The organism is Hydrogenophaga sp. IBVHS1 (assembly GCF_002127265.1).
GTDB lineage: Bacteria > Pseudomonadota > Gammaproteobacteria > Burkholderiales > Burkholderiaceae_C > Hydrogenophaga.
In genome coordinates, this window is the sequence record NZ_NFUU01000001.1 from 945409 (window position 1) to 966691 (window position 21283).

The following is a 21283-nucleotide window of genomic DNA, read 5'->3' on the forward strand; positions in this document are numbered from 1 at the left end:
TGCCGGAGCGCGGTGCCGGCTGGCCCGCTTCATGACCAACCACTTGAGGGCGCTCATCGCCGGCTTCGCCGCGTCGATGGCGCTCGCCTGTTCGTTGGCGCAGGCCCAGCAGCCGGCTTTTCCGAACAAGCCGCTGCGCATCGTGGTGCCTTACGCCGCCGGGGGTTTGTCCGATATCCAGGTCCGCGCCATCGCCGAACCGCTGGGGAAGTTGCTGGGCCAACCGGTGGTGGTGGACAACAAGCCCGGTGCGTCTGGTGCCATTGGCACGCAGGCCGTGGCAACCGCCGCGCCCGACGGCCACACCCTGGTTTTTGCCAACAACGGCTTCGTGATGACGCCGCACCTGAACAGAAATGCCGGCTACGACGCGTTGAGGGACTTCACGCCGGTTTCGCGGGTGAGCTCCACACCCATGGTGCTGCTGGTGAACAACGACGTGCCCGCCAGCACCATGACCGAGTTCATCGACTACATCCGTTACCAGCGAGCGCCGGTTGAGTACGGCTCGGTGGGCACGGCGTCCTTTGGCCACATGAGCATGGCGCTGCTGGCCCAGGCGGCCAGCATGAAGATGGTGCACGTGCCCTACCGCGGGGAGGCGCCCTTGGTGCAGGCGTTGCGGGCCGGGCAGGTGCAGGCGCTGTTCACGCCACCTTCTCCTTTGATGATGGACGCGGTGAGGGCGCGGCAGGTCAGGTTGCTGGGGGTTGCTTCTGCCCGGCCCACGGCGATGTTGCCCGGGGTGAAGCCGATTGCCGACACGGTGCGCGGTTTTTCGGCTGAGGTGTGGTTCGGCCTTTTTGTGCCCAGCAGCACGCCGGTCGCACACATCGCGCGGCTCAACGAGGCGCTGGACAAGGTGCTGGCGCTGCCGGACATTCAGGCAAAGTTCGCCAGCGTCGGCGCGCTGGCCTCGCCCAGCACGCCGGCCGCCTTCCAGGAAATCACCCGCGCCGAGTCGGCCCGCTGGGCCAACCTGATCCGCACCACGGGCTTGAAAGTCGAATGAATCCATCCTTGTCCTGCGACGTGATCGTGATCGGTGCCGGTGCTTCCGGGCTGTCGGCCGCCATCGAGGCCGCAGACGCCGGCGCGCGCGTGATCGTGCTGGAGAAGAACCCCATGCCGGGCGGCAGCAGCCGCCTCTCGGTGGGGTCCATCAACGCCGCCGGCTCCAGCCTCCAGAAGCGCGCCGGCATCGTGGACACGCCGGACGAACACTTCGCCGACATGGACCATTTCATGGGCCCCTTCGCCGGCAAGGACAACCTGGCCTTGCGCCGCCTGCTGGTGGATCACGCGGCCGAGTCGCTGGAGTGGCTCATCTCCCTTGGCCTGAGTTTCTACGGCCCCACCGCCGACCCGCCGCACCGCCACCCGCGCATGCACAACGTGTTGCCCAATTCGCGCGCGTATCCCTATTACCTGAACCGCGCAGCGAAGGCGCGCGGTGTAGACGTCCGGCTGGACGCGCCGGTGCTGCAGATCCTGCGAGATGGCCACAGCGGTGTGCGCGGCGTGCTGGCACGTATGGGAGGTCAGTCGGTGGAGGTCGAGGCCCGATCGGGCGTGGTGCTGGCGGCGGGCGACTACAGCAACGACCCCGAGCTCAAGCAGCGCTTCCGCCCGGAGCTGGCCCGCATTCCTGCGATCAACCCCACTGCCACGGGCGACGGCCACAAGCTGGGCGAAGCGCTGGGTGCGCGTGTGATCAATGGTGAGGTGGTTTTCGGCCCGGGCCTCCGTTTCATGGAGCCCACGCGGCCCAACCTGGTGCGGCGCCTTCCGCCCTCCTGGCTGCTGGGCAAACTCATGCAGTGGGCGCTGGACCATCTGCCGGCCTCGCTGTTCCGCCCCTTCGTGATGTCGTTCATGACCGCCTCCATGGGACCCGAGGCCAGCCTGCTGCGCGCGGGCGCGGTGCTGGTCAATCGAGAGGGTCAGCGCTTTGTCGACGAGCTGGTGCAACCGGGGCTGGCGATTGCACAACAGCCGGGTGGACATGCCTGGCTGGTGTTCGACAGCCGCGTGGCTACTATGTTCTCCGGTCCACCGCACTATGTGTCGACCGCGCCTGGCGTGGCCTTCGCCTATGTGCCCGACTACCAGCGCCACCGGCCCGATCTCTACCACCGTGCCGACAGCCTGGAAGCGCTCGCTGGCCGCGTCGGGCTGCCTGGCGATGCCTTGCGCGCAACGATCGAAAGCCGCAACGCGGCACTGCCCGAGGGCGTTGCAGGCGGTGTGTTGCAGGCGCCGTTCCATGCGCTCGGTCCGCTGGAGAGCCGCATCGTCATCACCGACGGTGGGCTGGCGGTGACCGAGAGGCACCAGGTGCTGGGAGCGGACGGTGGCGTGATACCCCGGCTCTACGCGGCCGGCGCGGTGGGGCAGGGCGGCGCACTGCTTGCCGGCAATGGCCACCACATCGGCTGGGCCGTCACCTCCGGGCGCCGCGCCGGGCGCTTTGCCGCTCAGGAGCCCAGGCGGCTTTAGTGCTTGGCGCGGGAGTTCCAGAGATCGAGGTACTTGATCTCCAGGCGCTCCAGAAACTTGGTCATCTCCTGCTCGGCGGCATCGGCGTCGCGGTCGCGAAGGTGCTTGAGCAGGCGCCGCCGCGAGGGCAGCGTGTAGGCGTTCTCGCTCGGGCCAATGGCCTTGATGAACTGGCGCATGAGCTCGCTCATGCCCTCCACCGCGATCATGATGATCGGGTTGTGCGTGGCTTCCGCCAGCAGGATGTGGAACTGCCGGTGCAACTCGGCGCGTTCCTCGAAGTTGCCCGCCTTCTGCGCCTGCGCGGCGGCGGCCACGTTCGCTTCGAGCTTTTGCAGGTCTTCCTCGGTCAGGCGTTCGCAGGCCACGCGCACCACGATGCCGCTGATCCAGGTGCGCGCCTCGGTCAGGTGCTGCGGCGTGATGGCGCCCAGGTGGTACAGATCGCGCAGGCCATTGACGATCACCCCCGAGCTGCCCGGCAACACAAAGGCGCCACCGGTGGCACCCTTGCGAAGTTCGATCATGCCCGAGAGCTCCAGCGCGCGAAGCGCCTCGCGCAGCGTGTTGCGGCTCACGTTGAACTTGGCCGAGAGCTCGCGCTCGGCGGGCAACCGGTCCCCTGGCTTCAGTTTGCCGCTCGCCACCAGCTCGCGGATCTGGTTGGCGATCTCTTCGAAAGCGCGTTGCGGCGTGATCGGAGCGAAACCGAGCGCGGAAGCGGGTGCGTTGTTCATGCGTGTATTCGAAGTGAACGATGCTCGCATTTTACCGACCGGCCGGTCGAACCTTGTCAGGGTCTGACCGTTTTTGCAATGCCCTCTTTTCGAGAAGCGCCGTGGAACCGGCTTTGCCGGGCCACTGGCGCTGTCCCCTTGAGGGGGTGACGCGCCGAAGGCGCGGCGCGGGGGTGTGGCTTTACCTGATGGAGAAAGGAACCGCCATGAGCAATTCATTGCTGATCTTCGCCACCACTGGGCCGTCTTTTTCACTTTCGGCCAGTGCCCTGGCCCAGTCCGGGTCGTTGCGGAAGTCGGTCCAGGCCTTGTCGCGCTGTGCATGCGACTCCCATTCCAGGATGTACTTGATCTGCAGGTTGTCGTCGCCCACGGCCACTGTGAACAGCGGGCCGGCCTTCATGCCGTGCTTCTTGAACAAGCCGAGCGTGGCGGATTCGAAACGCTTGAGGACGATGGGCATCTTGCCGGGCAGGCAGGTGTAGGTGCGCAGTTCGTAGAACATCGGTGGTCTCCGTTGTGGGTCTGAGAAGGGTTTTCAGGCAGGACGTGAGGCGAACAGGGGGCCATCTTCGTATTGAAGGACCACCAGTTCCATGGGAATGCCAGGCTTGAATTCAACGCCCTCGCGTTCCACCATGCGCGTGGCAATGCGCAGGCCAATGTCGAGGTCCACCACGCAAACGGCGTACGGGGATTCATCGGCAAACACTTTGGGCGCGGCGTGGATGCGGGTCCACGAATACAGCGTGCCGCGCGCGCTCAGGTCTTTCCACACCATGTCTTCCGACCAGCAATGCGGGCAGATCTTTTTGGGCGGAAAGGTGAACTTGCCGCAGGCCTGGCAGCAGGTGGATTGCCACTTGCCTGCCGAGAGCCCTTCCCAGAACGGCTGGGTGAAGGCCGAGACGCGCGGCGGGTAGGCCCGCTTGCGGGCGACGGGGATCAGGTCGAGTGTCATCGGACGGCCTCCAGAACATGGATCAGGGCGGCGTTGTAGTTGCCGAGTTCGCCGGTGGCCAGCCCGAGCCGGGCATTGGCCACCTGCCGTTCGCCGGCACGTCCCCGCAGCTGATCGGCCACCTCGACCATGTTGTAGAGCGAGGTGACATAGGCGGGGTGGCCGCGTGAGGTGAGGCCGCCGGAGGTGGAGATGGGGATGCGCCCGCCCAGCCGGGTCTGCCCCTCCAGCGCGCCGGGTGCGCCCTGGCCACGTTTGAAGAAGCCCACGGCCTCGCTCACCAGAATCTCCACGATGGTGCAAGGTGCGTAGAACTCGGCGAAGTCGATGTCGGAGGCGCTGATGCCGGCTTGCTTGTAAGCCGTGGCCGAAGCCTCTTTGGCGGCGATCAGCTCGGTCATGTCGTTCGGGACTTCGTTGATCTGGTGCGAGCCGTCGTGGAAGAAGCCACGGCCGCGCACCAGCACATACGGCTTGCCCAGCGACTTGGCCACTTCCTCGCTGGCCAGCACCAGGCAAGCAGCGCCGTCGCTGCGCCCGGGCACGTCGTACAGGCCCAGCGGTTCCACGATCGGGCGCTGCGCCATTACCTCGTCCAGCGTGATCGGCTTGCGGTATTGCGCCAGCGGGTTGAGCGAGGCGTGGTGGCGGTTCTTCACCGCCACCGAGCCGAACTGCTCGCGCGTGGCGCCGTGGTCGTGCATGTAGCGCATGGCGTCCATGGCGTACCAGGAAATCGGAATGAAGCCGGCGGTGGCGTGGAAATCCACGTCGCCGGTGGAGCGCATGCTGCTCATCGCGTGGTCGATGGAGGGCGTGGCCGCTTCCATGTTGATGCCCAGGGCGAGTGCCACATCGGTGCGGCCCAGCATGATCTCGTTGCAGGCCTGATCGAACGCCAGCGCCGCTGTCATGCCGTTGCCCATTACTTCCATCACGTTGCCGGTGCAGGGCAGGCGCAGGTGGCTCACCAGGAAGGTGTGGAAGTATTTTTGCAGCGTGTAGGGCCGCGTGACGGTGAAGATCAGGCTCTGGATGTCCTTGCGGTCCACGCCGGCATCCTTCACCGCGTCCACCACCAGCTTGCTCATGATCTCCTGTTCAAGCACCTGCAGCGGCTCGTCCGATCGCGTCTGATGACGCCCCACCGGAATGGCGCTGGTGCCCACAATGGCAACGCGTCTTGTCATGCTGTGTTCCTTCCGTTCTGTGACCGGCGCAGTATAGCGGTAATGGACTGACCATTCGTATAGATGGTCCGGTTGGGTCGATTCAGGATGTCATTTTCAGGTATTGGTAATACCATTGACGATAGTCTTTGGGTGCGCCATAATCGCGCCAGTCCCCACTTGGTGCAGCTTCAGGAGCCCGTATGCCCGACACCGTCACACCCGCCGTTGCCACGGAGGCGAACCCCGCGTTCGATGTCCGGGCCTTTCGCAACGCGCTGGGCAGCTTTCCCACCGGCGTGGCCATCATCACCACCACCGATGCTGAAGGCCGGCCGGTCGGCCTGACCTGCAACTCCTTCAGCTCGGTCTCGCTGGATCCACCGCTGGTGTCCTGGGGCCTGCGCATCAACAGCAAAAGCCTGGGCGCCTTTCAGCAGGCCGGCGCCTTTGCCATCAACATCCTGGCTGAAGACCAGAAGGACCTTTCCGGTCGTTTTGCCAGCGGGCGGATCGTCGACAAGTTCGAAGGTGTCGCGTGGCACAAGGGTCACCGGAATCTTCCGATCATCGAAGACTGTGTCGCCACGTTCGAGTGCGACAAGTTCGCCGAACACCTGGCGGGTGATCATGTGCTGTTTCTGGGGCAGGTGGCCCAGTTTGAACACGGCCGCCACGAAGATTCGCTGGTGTTCTACAAGGGCGCCTACATGATGCTCACGCAGTCGCTCCGTGAGCTGGCCGCGCGCGGTCGCATGGAGCCCGGCAACCTCGACCAGGCCCGTCGCCTGGTCAACTGCATGCTGCTGCGGCTGGCCTGTGAGAACGGCGCCGAAGAGGACTTCGATGCGATCGAAAGCAACATTCTGCAGATCGAACAGCTCGCGACCATCGAGGAGCGCGAGCGGCGCGCCGAGGCCAGCCTCGAATTCTTCCGGTTGATCACCCGGGCGGCACACAACGAAGTGCTGGTGGTGGTGTCGGACACGCTGAACAACATCATGCGGCAGGTGCTCAAGGCCGACACGTCGTTGCGCTACCGGCCCGACCTGGTGCCGGTGCGCAAGCAGATCCTGGCGCACCTTCGCCAGCGCGACGCCGAAGCGGCCGAGGCGGCGATGACGCACTATTTCGATGAAATGCGCCGCGGCGCGGCCGCTGCGGCTCCAGCGCTTACCCCGACTTGAGAACACCCATGAGCCAACAAACTGTTTCAGCCCCCGTCACCGAGTGCGATGTGCTGGTGATCGGCGCGGGTGCCGGTGGCCTGTCCACCGCGATCAGCGCCCGGCACCACGGCCTGGACGTGGTGGTGGTCGAGAAGGCACCTGTCTTCGGCGGAACCACCGCGTTTTCCGGTGGGGTGCTCTGGATTCCTGGCAGCCCGCAGGCGCGCAAGGCCGGCATCCAGGACAGCCGCGAAGCCGTCATGCGCTACATGCGCGCTGAAACCGGTGCCTTCTTCGACCGCCCGGCGGTCGAGGCCTTCGTCGACCGGGGGCCAGAGATGGTCGAGTTCTTCGACCGCGAGACCGAGCTCAAATTCATCCCCACCCTCTACCCTGACTACCACCCCGATGTGGACGGTGGTGTGGACATCGGCCGCTCGATCCTGGCCGCGCCTTTCGACATCCGCGGCCTGGGGCAAGACATGGCGCGCCTGCGTCCGCCGCTGGCCACCATCACCTTCATCGGCATGATGTTCAACTCGTCCAACGCCGATCTCAAGCATTTCTTCAACGCCACCAAGTCCCTCAAATCGGCGATCTACGTGGGCAAACGCCTGCTCACGCACATCAAGGAACTGGTGCTCTACCGGCGCGGCGTGCTGGTGACCAGTGGCAATGCGCTGGCGGCGCGGCTGGCCAAGTCGGCGCTGGACCTGAAGATTCCGATCCACACCTCCACGCCCGCGCGCGAGCTGCTGGTGGAAGACGGTCGTGTGGTCGGAGCGCGCGTCGCCGGGCCCGATGGCGAGCGCGTCATTCGCGCGCGCAAAGGCGTGGTGCTGGCGGCCGGTGGTTTTGCGCACGATCTGGAGCGCATCCAGCGCGCCTACCCGCACCTGCGGCGTGGTGGCGAACATTTCTCCCCTGTGCCCACCGACAACACGGGCGACGGTTCACGCATGGCCGAGCAGGTCGGCGGCACCGTGCCGATCCGCTTTGCGTCGGCGGCAGCGTGGATGCCCACCTCCAAAGTACCGCGCAAGGACGGAACCTTTGGTGCCTTCCCACACCTGCTCGATCGCTACAAGCCGGGCATCATCGGCGTGCTGCGCAACGGCAAGCGTTTCACCAACGAGTCGAACTCGTACCACGACGTGGGCGCCGCCATGATCGAGGCCTGCAAGAACGACCGCGAAACCGCGATGTGGCTGATCTGCGACCAGGCCACCATCAGCAAATACGGCCTGGGTTACGCCAAGCCCGCGCCCATGCCGCTGGGTGGCTTCGTGCGCAATGGTTACCTGAACAAAGGCCGCACGCTGGCCGAACTGGCCCAGAACGCGGGCCTTGATGCTGCCGGGCTGGAAGCCACCGTGCGCCAGTACAACGAGGGCGCCGTGCGTGGTGAAGACCCCGAGTTCGGCCGGGGCCGCACCTCGTTCAACCGTTACCTGGCCGATCCCGAGCAGAAACCCAACCCCTGCGTGGCACCAATCGGCGACGGGCCCTACTACGCGCTCAAGCTGTTGGTGGGTGACCTTGGCAGTTTCGATGGCATCACCACCGATGTGGCCGGCCGCGTGCTCGGCGCGCAGGGCGGGCCGATCCCGGGCTTGTTTGCCGTGGGGAACGACCGCGCCAGCGTGATGGGCGGCAACTACCCGGGCGCCGGCATCACCCTGGGGCCGATCCTGACCTTCGGTTACCTCACCGGGCGTTTCATGGCGGGTCTCGAACCCGGGCTGGAGACGGCCGTCAATCAGGAGGAAGCGCATGCTGTTGCAGCCTAAAGCGCTGGTCGACCACCGCATCTACACCATCAAGCTGCGCAAGATGCCGGAGTTCCTGGAGGTGTTCGATCGCCTGGCCATGCCGGTGCTGCTCAAGACGCTGGGCACGCCGCTGGCGTTCTATTCGAGCGTGGTGGGCCCGCTGAACCAGGTGGTGCACCTCTGGGGTTACGACGACATGGCCGACTACGAGCGCCGCTCGCTCGCCCGCGACACGCACCCCGATTTCCCGGCCTACCTTTCGGCCTCCGAACACCTCATCGTGGCGCAGGAGACGCGCCTGATTCGCCGCATCGACCTGCCCAGCCTGCGCCAGGGCTGAAGCGCGCGAGCGCGCACAACAACAACCCACTGACTGGAGACCCGCGAATGCTTTCCCGTGAAGACAACGAACTGCTCGTGCGCGTGGGCGCCGACGCGCCCATGGGCAAACTCATGCGCCTGTACTGGCTGCCTTTCCTGCCGTCGACCGACCTGGAGGTGAACGGCCAGCCGGTGCGCGTGCGCCTGCTTGGTGAAGACCTGCTGGCGTTTCGCGACAGCGAAGGCCGCATTGGTCTGGTGGACCACGCCTGCCCGCACCGCGGTGCCCCGCTGGTGTTCGGCCGCAACGAAGACTGCGGCCTGCGCTGCGTTTACCACGGCTGGAAATTCGACGTGAACGGCGAAGTGGTGGACATGCCGGCCGAACCGCCGGACAGCCGGCTCAAGGCCAAGACACGCATCAAGAACTACCCCTGCCAGGAGCGCAACGGCGTGGTCTGGGCCTACATGGGGCCGGATCGCGAATCGCCCCCGCCGCTGCCTTCGCTCGAATGGAACATGGTGCCGGAGGAAAACGTGCATGTGAGCTTTCGCGTGCAGGAATGCAACTGGCTGCAGGCGGTGGAAGGCGAGATCGACTCGGCCCACGCCGCCATCCTGCATGGCCGCATTGATTCGCAAGGCGCCATCAACGACTGGGTGGCCAAGAAGGACCTGCGCCCGGTGTTCGAGTGCCATCGCGGTGAGCAGGGCATGAGCATTGCCTCGCGCCGCGTGCTCGATGAAGACACCTGGTACTGGCGCGTCAACCAGTTCCTGTTGCCGTTCTACACACTGGTGCCACCCCAGTCCAAGTACCCCGAACTCAGCGGCCATGCCTGGGTGCCACTGGACGACGAGAACACGCTGTGCATCATGTTCTCGTACCACCCTTCTCAGCCGCTGTACGAGAAGACACGCAAGCTGTTCGAGGACGGACACGCCGGCCGAGAGACCGGCCACGCCAGCACGCAGGCTTTCGCTCCGCGCCCGGTGAGCGTGCCGTTTGCCAAGTACTGGACCAAGTTCAATCTCGAAACCGGTTTCCAGTTCAACTACGACGCGCAGACCAAGACCTGGTTCTCTGGCCTGCCGGGCCTCTGGGTGCAGGACGCCGCCTGCCAGTCGGGCGTGGCACCCATCTACGATCGAAGCCAGGAACATCTGGGCATCAGCGACACTGGCATCGCCATGACGCGGCGCCAGTTGCTCGAAACCGTGCGCAACCTGGAGCAGCGACAGCAGCGCCCGCCCCGCTACGACGATCCCGATCTCTTCATGGTGCGGGCTGTATCGCTCACCCTGCCGGCCAAGGCCTCGTGGCAGGAAGAGGGCGCCGAACACATGCGAGCACGGCTCGGCGCCGATTTCGGCTACGCACCCTGAGCCCACTGCATGCCTGATGCGACCTTGAAGTTGCGCCTGCGCCAGATCCGTCTGGAGGCGCAGGACGTTGTCTCGCTCGAACTGGTGGCCGCCGGTGGTGGGCCGCTGCCGGCCTTCACCGCCGGCGCCCACATCGACTTTCTGCTCCCCGGTGAAAAGGTGCGCAGCTACTCGCTGGTGAACGACCCGGCCGAGACGCACCGCTACGTGGTGGCCGTGCTGCGCGAACGCGAAGGCAAGGGCGGATCAACCTGGCTGCACGACCACCCGCGCGTGGGCGACGAACTGCTGGTGCGCGCTCCGGTCAACGACTTCCCGCTGGCACCTGATGCGCCAGAGTCGGTGCTCATTGGTGGCGGCATCGGCATCACGCCGCTGATGTCGATGGTGCGGCAGCTCGAACGCGAAGGCCGGGCCTGGCGGCTGCACCTGGCGGCCCGCTCGCCGCAGCATGCCGCGTTTCTCGAAGAACTCCGCGCGCTCGACGCCGGCCGGGGCCGGGTCACCTTGCACTGCGGTGCCGAAGACCAGACCCGCATGGACCTGACCCAGGTGGTGGCCAGTGCCCCTGCCACGGCGCATTTTTACTGCTGCGGTCCGGCGCGCATGATCGACGCCTTTCTGGCGGCCTGTGCCCAGCGCCCCGCCACACAAGTGCACGTCGAACGCTTTGCCGCCGCCAGCGAAGCGGCTACCGCGGGTGGCTTCGAACTCGTGCTCCAGCGCAGTGGCCAGCGCATTGCGGTGGGCGCCGGTAGAACCATTCTGGATGCCTTGCTGGATCAGGGCGTTCAGGTGCAGTACGCCTGCAGCGCCGGCGTGTGCGGCACCTGCATGACCGGGGTGATAGACGGTGAGCCAGACCACCGCGACGAATACCTCACCGATGAGGAGCGCGCCGCGAACCGCCACATCATGATCTGCTGCTCCGGCTCGAAGTCGCCGACGCTGGTGCTCGACCTGTAGCGGTTCAGGGAGCTTTCGGGCGCACGCCCAGCGACAGCAGCTCGTGGGCATCGACGATGGCCATGGCCACGTCTTCCATCGTCGTTCGCTTGCTCATGGCCTGAGTCATGGCCGTCCCTCCAGCGCTGGTTCCCGCTGGCCGATCCTTCAATCTCGATTCGAGTTCGTTCGGGCCCGAACGCCCTGCATTTTCGGGGGTGTACCTAGACTCGCCGCTGCCATCCGCAAGGAGGTGTTGACCAGAACTTCCATTGCGAGGCGGGACAGAGTTGAAGTACAGACGGGAGATTGACGGGCTGCGAGCCCTGGCCGTGGTGCCTGTGGTGCTGTTCCACGCGGGTATCGGCGGATTCTCGGGCGGGTTCGTCGGGGTCGACGTCTTCTTTGTCATCAGCGGCTACCTGATCACGGGGATCATTCTCGATGCGATGGCGCAAGGCAAATTTTCATTTGCGGCGTTTTACGAGCGTCGGGCACGCAGAATCCTGCCGGCCTTGTTCGTGGTGGTTGCAGCCACCCTGATCCTCTCTTGCGTGGTGCTGCTTCCCGAAGATCTCAAGGCCTTCTCGAAGAGCCTGCTGGCGGTGATGCTGTTTGCGTCCAACCACCTGTTCTGGAGCGAGAGCGGTTATTTCCAGGCCAATGCCGAGTTGTTGCCCTTGCTGCACACCTGGAGCCTCGCCGCTGAGGAGCAGTACTACCTGGTCTTTCCCGTCGTTGCGGTGTTTCTCTTTCGGCGAGGCATACGGACGCTGACCGCTGCACTTGTCGTGGTGGCCGTTCTGAGCTTTGTACTGGCCGAGTGGGGCTCCAGGGCACATCCCGATGCGGCTTTCTACCTGCTCCCGTTCAGGGCCTGGGAGCTGATGATCGGTGCGCTGGCCGCTGTCTATCTTCGATCGAAGTCACCGATGGCAGGACCTGCGCTTGCCAGCTTTCTGGCCGCGGTCGGCTTGGCCCTGCTTGTGCTGAGCATCCCTGGATTCGACCGCGCCCTGCCATGGCCAGGTGTGTACGCACTGGTTCCCGTTCTGGGGACCGGCCTGATCATTCTGTTCGCGCAGCCTCACAACCTGGTGGGCCGATGGCTGGGTTCCTCCGTGCTGGTTGGCGTTGGTCTGGTGAGCTACAGCGCCTATCTGTGGCACCAGCCACTCTTTGCTCTTGCGAGGCAAGCATCTGTCGACGAACCGACCATGCCCTTCTATGTGTTGTTGTGCGCGGTGACCTTTGTGCTGGCGGGGCTGACCTGGCGGTTTGTGGAGCAGCCGTTCAGAAAGTCGAGCAGGTTTTCACGGCGTTTCATCTTCCTGGGTGCGCTGGCCATCGCATTGCTGTTTGCCGGCATCGCCGCCTTGCTTTATGCGAACAAGGGCTATCCCGGTCGCATTGAAAACCACGCCAGAGTGGCTGACCTGTTCAGGTGGCAGGGCCTGGCCAGTCCGTGTGGCAAACAGTTGGCAGTCGCTGCCGAAATTGAAGCGCAATGCCGGCTGCCTGAAGGTGTGCATCCCGGCGAGGTGGATACGGTGCTTTTCGGCGACAGCCATGCGGATGCCTTTCTCCCTGCGTTGGTCTCCCTCTACGGTGAGCGTGAAACCTCGCATGCCTACATCGGCATGGGCGGCTGCCTTCCCTTGCTGGGGGTGGATGTGAAATCGGGCATATGGCCCGTAGATGTCTGCCGATCGCTCGCGCAGGCGCAGTACACCTATGCGAGCCAGGTCAGGCCCCGAAATCTGTTGCTGGTGGCCCGGTGGGGCATGTACACCGATGGCGAGACCACGTCACGCTCGGCTCGACGGTACTACCTGGTGGAAAACGATGCCGACCCGCTTTCGCGCGAGCACTCGAAGGCGGTGTTTGTGCGGGGGATCGAGCGCACCGTGCGGGCCTATCAAGCGTTGGGCACACGGGTCTTTCTGATGGAGCAGGTGCCTCAGCAGATCACGGAGCCCAGGAAGGTGTTCCACAAGCTCAACCAGGCCGGTCTCTGGGGCGACCCAGCTGCCGAAGCGGTGATTCAGCGCAACGCTTCGCCCATCTCGCAGCACCATGCGCAACAGACCCGTGTGCGTAAACTGCTGAACAGATTGCCGCACATCGAAGGCTTCCGAGTCCTGAATCCGGAGGAGCTTTTTTGCTCAGCGGGACAATGTGTCATGGGCGACAAGGGTGGCCCCTGGTACCTCGACCGGGACCACCTCAACATCCGGGGTGCGGAGAGAGCTGCCCCCTGGCTGGGCCGGCAGATTCAGGGCCCCGGCTGACCGAGCCCGCGTCATCGGGCGCGGCTCAACCACCCCAGACGCACCAACCCCGTCGACAACGCAGTGCCGCAAAGAATCACCACGCCACAGCCGATCATGAGCGGCGTGATGGCTTCGCCCAGAAGCACTGCGCCGTAGATCAGCGCGAACACCGGAATGAGAAACGTGACGGTGAGCGCACGTGCCGGGCCCGCCTGTTCGATCAGGCGGAAGTAGAGGATGTAGGCCACGCCGGTGCAGAGCACGCCGAGCGCCACGATGGCGGCCCACGCCGTGGTGCCGGGGTTGCTGGCGGGCCAGAGCCACAGCGCGGGCAACGCCAGGCCGCACACCGCGCCGAGCTGGCTGCCCGTGGCCGTGACCATGGACGGCAGGCCACCCAGGTAGCGCTTGGTGAAGCTGGCGGCAATGCCGTAGCACAGCGTGGCCAGCAGGCAGGCCAGCACGGCCCATGCGGGCGCAATGCCGGAGACGGCATCGGGCTTGAAGCTGGCTTTGCCGCTGGTGAGCGCCACGATGCCGGCAAAGCCGATCGCCAGGCCCAGGATGCGCGAGCCGTTGGGTCTGTCCTTCAGCCAGAGCCAGGCCACAAGGGCGCCAAACAGCGGCACGGTGGCGTTCAGGATGGCGGAGAGGCCGGTGGTGATGGCCAGCAGCGCGAATGAAAAGCACGCGAAGGGAATGGCCGAGTTCAGCAGACCCACCAGGAACAGCGCCTTCCAGTGCTGCAACAGAATGCGGCCCTCGCGTTTCCACAGGAGGATGGGCAGCAGGAAGGCCGCCGCCACCGAGACGCGCACGAAGGCGGTGGGCAGAGCCCCGAAGTCCACCACTGAGAGGCGCATGAACAGAAAAGAGGCGCCCCAGATGGCACCGAGCAGGACGAATTCGACAATGAGGGCAGGGTTCATGGGGGGAAGTATGCCGATGGCGATGGGTCGCAAGCCACGCCATTGATGATGCTTGGCGCACCGATTGATGCGTTCATGGGTTCAGTGCAGTGCAGCGCCTTCCAGCGCCAGCAGGGCGGTCTTGCGGTCCAGCCCACCCGCATAGCCGGTGAGCGAGCCGTTGGCGCCGATCACGCGGTGGCAGGGCACGACGATGCTCACCGGATTGCGCCCCACGGCAGACCCCACGGCGCGCACGGCGGCAGGGTGGCCGATGCGTGCGCTCAGCGCGCCATAGCTGGTGGTGCCGCCCGGCGCGATCTCCAGCAAGGCCTGCCACACGCGCTGCTGAAAAGCGGTGCCACCGCCCAGGTCGAGCGTCAGGTCGAACGCCTTGCACTTGCCCGCGAAGTAGGCAGCCAGCTGCACAGCCGCCTGCTGCAGCACCGGCACATCGTCCGCGCGCTGCCAGGCAGAGGTGTCCGGCCCATGGCGCTGGCCTTCAAACCAGACGCCGCTGAGGCCTCGTGGCGTGGCCGCCAGCACCATGGCGCCCAGGGGTCCTTGCCATTCGGTGAATACCGTAGTGGGATCGTGCTTCATGTTGGCGTTCCTTTCGATTCGGTGGAGGGGGCGACACCAGCCGCCCATGCGCGGATCACTGCGTAGCTGCGCCAGGGTTTCCACACGGTGGATGCGGCCTCGGCCAGGCGTGCGGCCTGTTTGTGGTGCTGCACGCCCATCACCTTTTGCAGGGCCACGTCGCCAGCGGGAAACGCATCGGGCCAGCGCAGCGCGCGCATGGCGATGTACTGCGCCGTCCAGTCGCCAATGCCCGGGAGTTCCTTGAGCGCGGCAATGGTGGCGGGCACGTCGGCGCTGCCGTGCAGTTGCAGGCGCTGGCCAGCCACGGCCTGCGCGAGCGAGACGATGGCCGCCTGGCGCTGCTTCACGATGCCGAGCTGGCCCAGTGCGTCGCCGCCAGCCTGGGCCAGCACTTCGTGTGCGGGGAACAGGCGCGTGAGTTCGAGAAACGGGGTGTCGATCGCTTCGCCGAAGCGGTCCACCAGGCGCTGCGACAGCGTGCGGGCGGCGGCCACGGTGATCTGCTGGCCCAGCACGGCCCGCACCGCCAGTTCGAATCCATCCACCGCCCCCGGCACGCGCAGGCCGTCGCCTTCTGGAAAGGCGCCGTGCAGCACGGCATTGATCGCAGCGGGATCGGCGTCCAGGTCGAGCGCGGCGCGCACGCGGTGAATCACCTGGGGCAGCGCTTCGCGCAAAGAATCGCTCACGCGCAATACCACCTGGCAGCGCGCTTCATCGAAATCCACCAGCAACCAGCCCGCATGCACCGATCCGGTGGCAGCCGGAAGCCGGCAGGTCTGGCCCAGTTGCAGGGGCGCACCCGCTTCGGCGCGCACGAATCCGGTACCGGTGATGAGGCGCTGGCGAAGGAAAGCGAGCAGGGCGTGGACGTCGTACGGCGGTCGGTAGCCCAGACGCACAGAGGTGCCCTGGCCGGTGTCCGAGCCTTTTCGGGTGGGTGCTTGCCGGCGCAGTTGCGTGGGGTTGAGCCGGTAGTGGCCGAGAAAGGCGGCGTTGAATCGGCGCACGCTGGCGAAGCCGCTCGCCATCGCCACTTGCGTCACGGGCAGGTCGGTGTCGGCCAGCAGCTGCTTGGCCGTGAGCAGCTTGCGCGTCTGCAGGTACTGCAGTGGCGAGACACCCAGGTGTTCTTCGAACACGCGGCGCAGGTGGCGGTCGCTCACACCCAGCCGGTTCGCCAGGCGCTCGCTCATGGCGGCAGACACATCCGGGTCGGCCCAGTTGAGCGGATCATCCAGCCAGCGCGTGGCCTGCTGCACCAGGATGGTGGAAGCGTCTTCGGTGGACCAGTGCCGTTCCAGCGGCGCCAGTTCGGGCCGGCAGCGCAGGCACGGCCTGAAACCGGCGCGCTCAGCCTGCGCTGCGTGCTCAAAAAAGCGGCAGTTCTCGCGGCGGGGCGTGCGCACACGGCACACCGGGCGGCAGTAAATGCCGGTGGAGGTGACGGCGGTGAAGAAGCGGCCGTCAAAGCGCGCGTCGTGCGCGCAAAGGGCGCGGTAGCAGGCGTCGTCGTCGATGGTGGCGGGGGGCAGCATGGGTGCCATGTTAGGCGCTGGGCGACGATTCAACTGGCCGTTTCCGGACATATGCCTCACCAGGCCGGAGATACCCCCTTCTACAATGTTTTTTTTACGTTCATCAGGGATCATTCATGCAAGTTGCAGCGTCCATCTTCAAGGCCTACGACATTCGCGGCGTCACGCCGACCGACCTGAACGAAGGCGTGGCCGAGGCCCTGGGTCTGGCCTTCGGCACGCAGGCGATGGCGCAGGGCGAGCGCGTCGTGGCGGTAGGGCGCGATGGGCGCCTGAGCGGGCCGGCGCTGTCGGCCGCGCTCATTCGTGGCCTGGTGGCCGCGGGTGTGGACGTGATCGACATCGGCATGGCCACCACGCCCCAGCTGTACTTTGCGGCCAGCACGCTGTGCACCAGCGGCATCCAGGTCACGGGCAGCCACAACCCGCGCGATTACAACGGCTTCAAGATGGTGCTCGGTGGCCGGGCCATCTACGGCGAAGACATTCAGGCGCTGCGCCGCACGATGGAGGGCGAGACCCACCAACGCCAGGACGGCGGGCGCGTGCGGCTCATCAACGTGTCGGCGGCTTACCAGGCGCGCATCGTGGGCGACGTGAAGTTGGCGCGGCCGATGAAGCTGGTGGTCGACTGTGGCAACGGTGTGGCTGGCGCTTCGGCTCCGGCGATCTTCCGCGCGCTGGGCTGCGAGGTGATCGAGCTGTTCAGCGAGGTGGACGGCAACTTTCCCAACCACCACCCGGACCCGAGCAAGCCAGAGAACCTGCAGGACGTGATCCGCACGCTGCGCGAGACGGACGCCGAACTCGGTCTAGCCTTCGACGGCGACGGCGACCGCCTGGGCATCGTCACCAAGGACGGCGCCACCATCTACCCGGACCGGCAGATGATTCTGTTTTCGCAGGACGTGCTGTCGCGTGTGCCGGGCGGCGACATCGTGTTCGATGTGAAGTGCTCGCAGCGCCTGGCCCCGGCCATCGAAGCGGCCGGCGGCGTGGCGCACATCTACAAGACCGGCCACTCGCTGATCAAGGCGCGCATGAAGGAGCTGAACAGTCCGCTCGGCGGCGAAATGAGCGGCCACATTTTCTTCAAGGAGCGCTGGTACGGTTTCGACGACGGCACGTATGCGGGCGCACGCCTGCTGGAAATTCTGAGCCGCAGTGCCGATGCCAGCGCGGTGCTCAATGCCCTGCCCACCAGCTTCAGCACGCCAGAGCTCAACGTGGCCTGCGCCGAGGGCGAACCCCATGCGGTGGTGGAAAAACTGGTGGCGCTGGCGAAGTTCGACGCGCCGGCCAAGGTGTCCACCATCGACGGCGTGCGGGTCGACTGGCCCGATGGCTTTGGCCTCGTTCGCGCTTCCAACACCACGCCGGTGCTGGTGCTGCGTTTCGAGGGGCACACGCCGGAGGCCTTGCATCGCATCGAGGCGGCCATGTTGACCTTGTTGCGTCTGGGCAAGCCTGATGCGGTGGTGGGTGCGAGCGCGCACTGATTTCTTGCCCTGACCGCCCACCCTTGCCAGCAAGGAAGCGAGAAATCAACCCGGCAAGTGAGAAAGCACGCGAGTGATCACCGCTTCGGCCTGCGGATCCACCAGCGCGGCGGCATCGGAATCATGTGGCGTTGACCAGGCAGCAGTCACGCCACGCACCACTTCGTCTCCATTCCCCACCAGCGAGCTCTGCCCCAGCGCATCGAGCCGTTCGTAGCTCTCTGAAAAATTCCAGACGTTGGGGCCGTGCAGCACCGCACAGCCCAGCGCCAGCGGCTCGTGCGGGTTGTGACCGCCCACGGGTGCGAACGAGCCCCCCACCAGCGCGATGGGTGCCAGCCGGTACCACAGGCCCATTTCGCCAATGCTGTCGGCCACGTAGACGCTCGCGCTCGTGGGCAACAGAGCGCCCGCACTGCGCAGCGGCGCATCGCCCGCCAGCGCCGCCACTTCACCGCCGCGAGCCGGTGCGCGCGGTGCAATCAGCAGCAAGGCGTCTGGCAGTTGCTCGCGCAATCGCGCATGGGCCTGCAGCGCCAGCGCTTCTTCGCCCGGATGGCTCGACGCCAGCAGCCACACCGGCCGAGCGCGCAGCGCATCACGCCAGGCCGCCAGCTCATCCACATCGCAACCCAGCGCGGGCACCAGCGACTTGATGGTGCCGCTCACGGTGATGCGCTCGCGGGCCGCGCCGAGCTTGACGAGCGCTTCCGCGGTGGCGTCGTTCTGCGCGAACACATCACGAAAACCCGGCAGCAAGGCCTGGTACAGCCAGCGGCCCCAGCGCCGCTTGGCCAGCGATTCGGGCGATAGCCGCGCATTCACGAGCACGCGCGGAATGCCCCTTGCATCGGTGCCGGCAATCAGCGCGGGCCACAGGTCCATTTCGCACCACAGCGCGAGTGAAGGGCGCCAGTGGTCGAGGAACCGGGCCACCGCTTCGGGGGTGTCCACCGGCGCGAACTGGTGCTGGCAGCGCGGGGGCAGGCCGGTGCGCTTGAGCGCATCGCCCGAGGTGCGCGCGGTGGTGGTGATGAGAAAGCTGCAGTCGGGCCGCAGCGGCGCCAGGCGCGCGAACAAGCCGGCGAGCGCCATGGCCTCGCCCACACCCACGGCATGGCCCCAGACCACCGTGCCCTGCGGCCGGTCGGCGTATTCGCTGCCGAGTTTCTGGCGCACGCTGCGTGGGGTTTCCTTGCCGCGCTTCAGGCGCCGCTCCAGCCCTTTGCGCCACACCGGCGCGAGCGCGCTTGCCAGGCCCAGGTAGGCCTGCAGCACCCAGGGCTGGCGCGCTCCGCTCACCCCCGGCCCTCCAGCCAGGGCACCAGCGTGGCCATGTGTTTTTCGGTGGCGCCGCCGTGTTCCGCGTAAAAGGCTTCCGCGCCGGCGATCGCAAGCGCGTAATCGGCGGGCGAGGTGAGCAGTTTCACCAGCGCGTCGGCCAGGCTGGGGATCGTCATGTGCTGCTGCAGCACACCCGCTGCCAGCGCTTCCACGCCGGGGTACTCGATACCCCAGATGCTGTGGCCCACCATCACCGGTTTCTTCAGCGCCAGCGGCTCGATGACGTTGTGCGCACCGAGTGGCACAAAGGACGCACCGACCACCACCACCTGCGAGAGCGCGAGGTAAAAGTACATCTCGCCCAGCGAGTCGCCGAGCAGCACGTCCACTTGCGTCATGTCGGGCGCGTCGGCGGTGGGCGCGAGCTCCGCGTTCAGCATGCGGCTGCGGCGCGCCACCTTCAAGCCGGCAGCCTCCAGCAGTTCGGCCACCGTGTCGAAGCGCTGCGGGCTGCGCGGCACGTACACCACCAGCAGACGCGGCAGGCCGGCCTGCACCAGCCCGGCCTGCACGCGCGCAATCGCGTCGATGAACTGCTCGTCCTCGCCCACGATGGCGCTGGCAAAACACAGCACGGGTCGTCCGCCCGGCACAGCGGTGGCCAGGCTCCAGGGAGCGAGCAGCGTGCGCGCGGCGGCGAGTTGCGCGGGCGATACCGGCAGGTCGAAACGCGTCTCACCGGCGATCACCACGCGCTCGCAACCGACGGCGCGAAAGCGTTGCGCGTGCGTTTCAGATTTGCACAGCACCAGCTGGTACGCCTGGAAAATGCCGGCGCGAAAGCCGCCCCACTTCCGGTCGCGCTCGATGCTTTTCTTCGGGTACTGCGCGTTGGCGATGCACAGCGGCACGCGCTGGCGGCGGATGCTGGCCAGCAGCACCGGCCAGGTGTCGATCTCGGTCATCATGGCGGCGCGCGGACGCACGCGGCGGATGAAGCGGCGCACCGCCCAGCCCAGTTCCAGTGGCACGAAGGCCACCTGCGCGCGGCCCTGACCAATGGCTTCTTCAAACAGTTGGCTGGCCGCCGTGCGGCCAGCGGGCGTGAGCGTGGTCACCAGCACCGGGTAGCCGGCTGCGAGCAGCGCACGAACCAGCGGCGCCGCGCCTCGAATCTCGCCCATGGAAGCCGAGTGCACCCACAACGGGCTTTGCAGCGGGGTGTCGACGCCGCCAAAGCGTTCGCGCCAATGCTGGCGGTACAGCGGCTCCCGCTTGCCGCGTTGCCACAGAAACAGCAGAAAAAACGGCAGCAGCAGGTGCCACAGCAGTTCGTACAGCGCGATCATGGCCGACAGGCGCCAGCCGGGCGGGAACGGACGGGGCGACTGGCGGTTGGAAGAGGGCAGGGCCATCGGTGGATGCGGAGTGCGCTGGCCGGGAGCCCGGCAAAAGGCTTTCAGTATAGTTACGCACCTGCACCCGCCGCCCCACCGTGCGGGCGCTCCCCGCACCACAGGAAATCCACCATGTCCCTTCCATCTCCGGCCTGGACCGCGGTCATCCCGCTGCGCGCCGGATCCAGGGGCTTGCCCTCCAAGAACATTCGTCCGCTCGCGGGCAAGCCGCTGTACCGACATGCGCTCGATCAGGCGCTGGCCGCCGGCGCATCCCGCGTGGTGATCACCACCGATATCCCCGAGGTGCTCTGGGCCGAGCTGCCCACCCAGGTGACGCTGGTCGAGCGACCCGCCCAACTCGCGGGCGACAGCGTGCCCATGGCGCCGGTGTTGCAGCACGCACTGGAAACCGCCAACGTGCACGGGCCCGTGGTGCTGCTGCAGGCCACTTCGCCGCTGCGCCGTCCGGCCGACATTGAAGCCGCGCTGGGCGTGTTCGCTGGCGGGTATTTCGAACTCGTCATGTCGGTCACCGAGGCCGACCGGGGCGTGCTCAAGTGGGGCACACTGCGAGGCAACCGCTTCCAGCCGCTGTCCGATCCGGCGCACTGTTTCGCCAACCGCCAGAGCCTGCCCCAGGTGGTGCGGCCCAACGGTGCCATCTATGTCTGCGATGCCGACTGGTTCCTGGCACGAGGCAGCTTTGTCTCGGAGCGCATCGGCGTGCTGCCGATGCCTGCCGAGCGCAGCCAGGACATCGACACGCTGGAAGATTTCGAGCGCTGCGAGGCGCTCCTGAAACAGATCAGTCCCTGA

The 21283-nt window shown here is 66.3% G+C and carries 19 protein-coding genes; 10 read left to right on the plus strand and 9 right to left on the minus strand.

Annotation, left to right across the window (positions count from 1 at the left end):
• Positions 1–31: 31 nt before the first annotated feature.
• Positions 32–1012, plus strand: coding sequence for a tripartite tricarboxylate transporter substrate binding protein (locus CAP37_RS04620; RefSeq protein WP_086123093.1), 981 nt, complete (start codon positions 32–34; stop codon positions 1010–1012).
• Positions 1009–2499: an FAD-dependent oxidoreductase gene (locus CAP37_RS22115; protein ID WP_086123094.1), complete on the plus strand. Its 1491-nt coding sequence runs from the start codon at positions 1009–1011 to the stop codon at positions 2497–2499. Before CAP37_RS04620 ends, CAP37_RS22115 begins: the two co-directional genes overlap by 4 nt.
• Here the strand turns inward: CAP37_RS22115 and CAP37_RS04630 are convergent.
• The 4 genes from CAP37_RS04630 to CAP37_RS04645 all read right to left on the minus strand — a co-directional run bounded on the left by CAP37_RS04630 (position 2496) and on the right by CAP37_RS04645 (position 5387).
• Positions 2496–3236 carry a FadR/GntR family transcriptional regulator gene (locus CAP37_RS04630; RefSeq protein WP_086123095.1) on the minus strand — a complete coding sequence of 247 codons (741 nt, stop codon included), beginning with the start codon at positions 3234–3236 and terminating at the stop codon, positions 2496–2498. The two genes, CAP37_RS22115 and CAP37_RS04630, sit on opposite strands and share 4 nt — an antisense overlap.
• Before the next feature lie 181 nt (positions 3237–3417).
• Entirely contained in the window at positions 3418–3741 is a 324-nt protein-coding gene (locus CAP37_RS04635; protein WP_086123096.1) for an NIPSNAP family protein, read from the minus strand.
• 33 nt (positions 3742–3774) lie between these two features.
• A complete protein-coding gene (locus CAP37_RS04640) occupies positions 3775–4197 on the minus strand; it encodes a Zn-ribbon domain-containing OB-fold protein (protein ID WP_086123097.1) in 423 nt (140 codons plus the stop codon).
• A complete protein-coding gene (locus CAP37_RS04645; RefSeq protein ID WP_086123098.1) occupies positions 4194–5387 on the minus strand; it encodes a thiolase family protein in 1194 nt (397 codons plus the stop codon). Before CAP37_RS04645 ends, CAP37_RS04640 begins: the two co-directional genes overlap by 4 nt.
• Positions 5388–5569: 182 nt before the next feature.
• Here CAP37_RS04645 and CAP37_RS04650 point away from each other — a divergent pair, with 182 nt between their 5' ends.
• The 6 genes from CAP37_RS04650 (at position 5570) to CAP37_RS04675 (ending at position 13250) form a co-directional block, all read left to right on the plus strand.
• The gene (locus tag CAP37_RS04650; protein WP_086123099.1) at positions 5570–6553 is read left to right on the plus strand and encodes a flavin reductase; all 984 of its coding nucleotides are present in this window, start codon (positions 5570–5572) and stop codon (positions 6551–6553) included.
• An 8-nt stretch (positions 6554–6561) separates the two neighbouring features.
• Positions 6562–8325 carry an FAD-dependent oxidoreductase gene (locus CAP37_RS04655; RefSeq protein ID WP_086123100.1) on the plus strand — a complete coding sequence of 588 codons (1764 nt, stop codon included), beginning with the start codon at positions 6562–6564 and terminating at the stop codon, positions 8323–8325.
• On the plus strand, positions 8309–8647 hold the full coding sequence (locus CAP37_RS04660; RefSeq protein ID WP_086123101.1) for an NIPSNAP family protein: 339 nt from the start codon (positions 8309–8311) through the stop codon (positions 8645–8647). Before CAP37_RS04655 ends, CAP37_RS04660 begins: the two co-directional genes overlap by 17 nt.
• Positions 8648–8694: 47 nt before the next feature.
• Positions 8695–10014 carry a Rieske 2Fe-2S domain-containing protein gene (locus CAP37_RS04665; protein ID WP_086123102.1) on the plus strand — a complete coding sequence of 440 codons (1320 nt, stop codon included), beginning with the start codon at positions 8695–8697 and terminating at the stop codon, positions 10012–10014.
• Between the two features lie 9 nt (positions 10015–10023).
• Complete coding sequence (locus CAP37_RS04670) at positions 10024–10980, plus strand: PDR/VanB family oxidoreductase (RefSeq protein ID WP_086123103.1); 957 nt, start codon at positions 10024–10026, stop codon at positions 10978–10980.
• A gap of 269 nt (positions 10981–11249) precedes the next feature.
• The gene (locus CAP37_RS04675; RefSeq protein ID WP_256926870.1) at positions 11250–13250 is read left to right on the plus strand and encodes an acyltransferase family protein; all 2001 of its coding nucleotides are present in this window, start codon (positions 11250–11252) and stop codon (positions 13248–13250) included.
• Positions 13251–13261: 11 nt separating this feature from the next.
• On the opposite strand, the gene CAP37_RS04680 is transcribed toward CAP37_RS04675, so the two are convergent.
• The 3 genes from CAP37_RS04680 to CAP37_RS04690 all read right to left on the minus strand — a co-directional run bounded on the left by CAP37_RS04680 (position 13262) and on the right by CAP37_RS04690 (position 16293).
• Positions 13262–14161 carry a DMT family transporter gene (locus tag CAP37_RS04680; RefSeq protein ID WP_086123105.1) on the minus strand — a complete coding sequence of 300 codons (900 nt, stop codon included), beginning with the start codon at positions 14159–14161 and terminating at the stop codon, positions 13262–13264.
• An 81-nt stretch (positions 14162–14242) separates the two neighbouring features.
• Positions 14243–14743, minus strand: a complete 501-nt coding sequence (locus CAP37_RS04685; protein WP_086123106.1) for a methylated-DNA--[protein]-cysteine S-methyltransferase — start codon at positions 14741–14743, stop codon at positions 14243–14245.
• Positions 14740–16293, minus strand: coding sequence for a DNA-3-methyladenine glycosylase 2 family protein (locus CAP37_RS04690; protein ID WP_373271046.1), 1554 nt, complete (start codon positions 16291–16293; stop codon positions 14740–14742). The genes CAP37_RS04685 and CAP37_RS04690 overlap by 4 nt, the downstream gene beginning before the upstream one ends.
• A 107-nt stretch (positions 16294–16400) precedes the next feature.
• Between CAP37_RS04690 and CAP37_RS04695 the strand changes: the two genes are divergently transcribed.
• The gene (locus CAP37_RS04695; protein ID WP_086123108.1) at positions 16401–17783 is read left to right on the plus strand and encodes a phosphomannomutase/phosphoglucomutase; all 1383 of its coding nucleotides are present in this window, start codon (positions 16401–16403) and stop codon (positions 17781–17783) included.
• Between the two features lie 45 nt (positions 17784–17828).
• Here the strand turns inward: CAP37_RS04695 and CAP37_RS21660 are convergent, their stop codons facing one another.
• Positions 17829–19085, minus strand: a complete 1257-nt coding sequence (locus CAP37_RS21660; RefSeq protein WP_179190138.1) for a 3-deoxy-D-manno-octulosonic acid transferase — start codon at positions 19083–19085, stop codon at positions 17829–17831.
• On the minus strand, positions 19082–20482 hold the full coding sequence (locus CAP37_RS04705) for a 3-deoxy-D-manno-octulosonic acid transferase (protein ID WP_179190139.1): 1401 nt from the start codon (positions 20480–20482) through the stop codon (positions 19082–19084). Before CAP37_RS04705 ends, CAP37_RS21660 begins: the two co-directional genes overlap by 4 nt.
• A 114-nt stretch (positions 20483–20596) precedes the next feature.
• Here CAP37_RS04705 and CAP37_RS04710 point away from each other — a divergent pair, with 114 nt between their 5' ends.
• A complete protein-coding gene (locus tag CAP37_RS04710) occupies positions 20597–21283 on the plus strand; it encodes a cytidylyltransferase domain-containing protein (RefSeq protein WP_086123110.1) in 687 nt (228 codons plus the stop codon).

What these genes read in the sequence shown, in the direction of transcription:
- CAP37_RS04705 (WP_179190139.1), bottom strand. Translation starts at nt 20,482, where the DNA reads ATGGCCCTGCCCTCTTCCAACCGCCAGTCGCCCCGTCCGTTCCCGCCC.
- CAP37_RS04680 (WP_086123105.1), bottom strand. Translation starts at nt 14,161, where the DNA reads ATGAACCCTGCCCTCATTGTCGAATTCGTCCTGCTCGGTGCCATCTGG.
- CAP37_RS04685 (WP_086123106.1), bottom strand. Translation starts at nt 14,743, where the DNA reads ATGAAGCACGATCCCACTACGGTATTCACCGAATGGCAAGGACCCCTG.
- CAP37_RS04645 (WP_086123098.1), bottom strand. Translation starts at nt 5,387, where the DNA reads ATGACAAGACGCGTTGCCATTGTGGGCACCAGCGCCATTCCGGTGGGG.
- CAP37_RS04630 (WP_086123095.1), bottom strand. Translation starts at nt 3,236, where the DNA reads ATGAACAACGCACCCGCTTCCGCGCTCGGTTTCGCTCCGATCACGCCG.
- CAP37_RS04695 (WP_086123108.1), top strand. Translation starts at nt 16,401, where the DNA reads ATGCAAGTTGCAGCGTCCATCTTCAAGGCCTACGACATTCGCGGCGTC.
- CAP37_RS04710 (WP_086123110.1), top strand. Translation starts at nt 20,597, where the DNA reads ATGTCCCTTCCATCTCCGGCCTGGACCGCGGTCATCCCGCTGCGCGCC.
- CAP37_RS04660 (WP_086123101.1), top strand. Translation starts at nt 8,309, where the DNA reads ATGCTGTTGCAGCCTAAAGCGCTGGTCGACCACCGCATCTACACCATC.
- CAP37_RS04665 (WP_086123102.1), top strand. Translation starts at nt 8,695, where the DNA reads ATGCTTTCCCGTGAAGACAACGAACTGCTCGTGCGCGTGGGCGCCGAC.
- CAP37_RS04620 (WP_086123093.1), top strand. Translation starts at nt 32, where the DNA reads ATGACCAACCACTTGAGGGCGCTCATCGCCGGCTTCGCCGCGTCGATG.
- CAP37_RS04635 (WP_086123096.1), bottom strand. Translation starts at nt 3,741, where the DNA reads ATGTTCTACGAACTGCGCACCTACACCTGCCTGCCCGGCAAGATGCCC.
- CAP37_RS22115 (WP_086123094.1), top strand. Translation starts at nt 1,009, where the DNA reads ATGAATCCATCCTTGTCCTGCGACGTGATCGTGATCGGTGCCGGTGCT.
- CAP37_RS04670 (WP_086123103.1), top strand. Translation starts at nt 10,024, where the DNA reads ATGCCTGATGCGACCTTGAAGTTGCGCCTGCGCCAGATCCGTCTGGAG.
- CAP37_RS04640 (WP_086123097.1), bottom strand. Translation starts at nt 4,197, where the DNA reads ATGACACTCGACCTGATCCCCGTCGCCCGCAAGCGGGCCTACCCGCCG.
- CAP37_RS04690 (WP_373271046.1), bottom strand. Translation starts at nt 16,293, where the DNA reads ATGGCACCCATGCTGCCCCCCGCCACCATCGACGACGACGCCTGCTAC.
- CAP37_RS04650 (WP_086123099.1), top strand. Translation starts at nt 5,570, where the DNA reads ATGCCCGACACCGTCACACCCGCCGTTGCCACGGAGGCGAACCCCGCG.
- CAP37_RS04655 (WP_086123100.1), top strand. Translation starts at nt 6,562, where the DNA reads ATGAGCCAACAAACTGTTTCAGCCCCCGTCACCGAGTGCGATGTGCTG.